Annotated in this window: 1 protein-coding gene; it reads right to left on the reverse strand. The window is 63.0% G+C overall.

What is annotated here, in order from left to right:
• Positions 1-430: 430 nt before the first annotated feature.
• Complete coding sequence (locus tag A9976_RS29335; RefSeq protein ID WP_183021889.1) at positions 431-1681, reverse strand: IS256 family transposase; 1251 nt, start codon at positions 1679-1681, stop codon at positions 431-433.
• Between the last annotated feature and the right edge of the window lie 241 nt (positions 1682-1922).

Raw genomic sequence — 1922 nt, forward strand, 5'->3', positions numbered from 1 at the left:
GCCTTCGCTCCGGACTATCCCTACGTCATCTTCGTCCAGGCCTTCGGCCTTCCCTTCAGATTCCCTCGGGCTTATCGACTCCCCGCACGCCCCGGGGGACTGTCGCGCCGGGCTCTGCTGGCTGAATCTTGATCGTCGCTGGGGAGGGCGGTGTGCTTAGGGTTCTCGCCCCGGGTTTTGAGTGGTGGAGGATCTTGCGGGGCCCGCTCCCGGCCGGCCGCGCGGGCGGCCTTGGGGAGCTTACGCATCGTCTTGCGTCGTTGCGCGATTCGCTTCGCGTGTGGGTTGCGGTGCCTAAACATCATCGCCAGAAAACTCCTACGCATCGCCTTCGGCGTATGGAAATCGCGCAAACCGGGAGTGTCAGTTTTTTTGTGTTTAAGGCACTCAGTGCCTGATCCCGTGGAGGATCAGGCGTGTTGCTGCTATCTCAGCGATACGGGTCAGTGAAGCGTTCAGCGTAAATGATGGCGAACTGGTTCATGGCGGCCTTCCAGTCATGCGTGGCGCTGCCCCAGCCGTCAGTGACGTTGCGCAGGACCAGCCACAGCAGCTTGGTGGCGGCCTCATCGCTGGGGAAGTGCCTTCGCGTTTTCACCACCCGGCGCAACTGCGCGTTGATGCTTTCGATGGCGTTGGTGGTGTAAATCACCTTGCGGATCGCTGGCGGGAACATAAAGAACGGGATCACCCGATCCCAGGCCCGGCGCCATGCTTCTGCGATCGGCGCGTAACGCTGACCCCACGGGCCTTGCTCGAACGCCGATAGCGCAGCCAACGCAGCCTCCACAGTCGCCGCCGTGTAGATCGGCTTCAAGGCCGCTGCCACCGTCCGGCGTTCCTTCCAGCTGGCGTAGTCCAGGCTCGAGCGGATCAGGTGCACGATGCAGGTCTGCAGCGTCGTGGCCGGGAACACCGCGTTCAGCGACTGCTCCATACCCTTCAAGCCATCGGTGACGGCGATCAGGATGTCCTGCGTGCCGCGGGTCTTCAGTTCGTTGAACACCTTCATCCAGAACTTGGCGCCCTCGGTCTGCTCGATCCACAGGCCCAGGATGTCGCGCGTGCCATCAGGCAGCACCGCCAGCGCCAGGTACACGGCCTTGTTGCGTACCACCCCGTCCTCGCGGATCTTGACCCGCAGCGCATCGAAGAACACCACCGGGTACATCGTCTCTAGAGGCCGGGTCTGCCAAGCAGTGACCTCGTCCATGACCGCGTCGGTCACCGAGCTGATGAACTCGGGCGAGACCTCGGTGCCGTACTGCTCGACCAAGAACCCCTGGATCTCGCGCACCGTCATGCCCCGGGCGTACATCGCGATGATCTTGTCATCAAACCCGGTAAAGCGGCGCTCGTGCTTGGGGATCAGGATCGGGGCGAAGCTGCCGTCACGGTCCCGCGGGATCTCCACCCGCAGCGGACCGTCATCGGTCAGCACCGTCTTGCGGCTCTTGCCGTTGCGCTGATTGGTGGCTTCCTCGGGGCGATCTCCGCCCGAGGGATACCTCAGATGGTGCCCTAGCTCGGCGCCCAGCGCCCGCTCGATCAGCGCCTTCTTGAACGCCATCGACAGGTCCTGCACCGCCTCGGCGGTCATCGGACCCTTAACGAACTGGTCAACCAGACCCGCCGGGATCGACGGTAATTCCCTCAGGGGAGGTTTCTTCTTTGTGGCCATACATGTGCTCCTTGAGCGGTATGTTAGGCCTCAAACACAAAATTTATGACACTCCCGAAGAGCGACATCGCCGGCCCCATCACTGGCCTCCCTTTTAGACGGGTGGCGCGCGTACAGGCCTGGCCAAGCAAGCAACTATCTGCCGCGCGCCACCCGTCGCTCCACCTCCCCCACTGACTGCGGGGACCAAAAGAAAACCACTCACCACCAGCGCGCAAGCGACCATCGCCCCGACGCATCA

This window comes from Delftia sp. UME58 (assembly GCF_014170385.1).
GTDB classification, from domain to species: domain Bacteria; phylum Pseudomonadota; class Gammaproteobacteria; order Burkholderiales; family Burkholderiaceae_C; genus Comamonas; species Comamonas acidovorans.

Coding starts and splice junctions, on each gene's coding strand:
- A9976_RS29335 (WP_183021889.1), bottom strand. CDS start 1,681: ATGGCCACAAAGAAGAAACCTCCCCTGAGGGAATTACCGTCGATCCCG.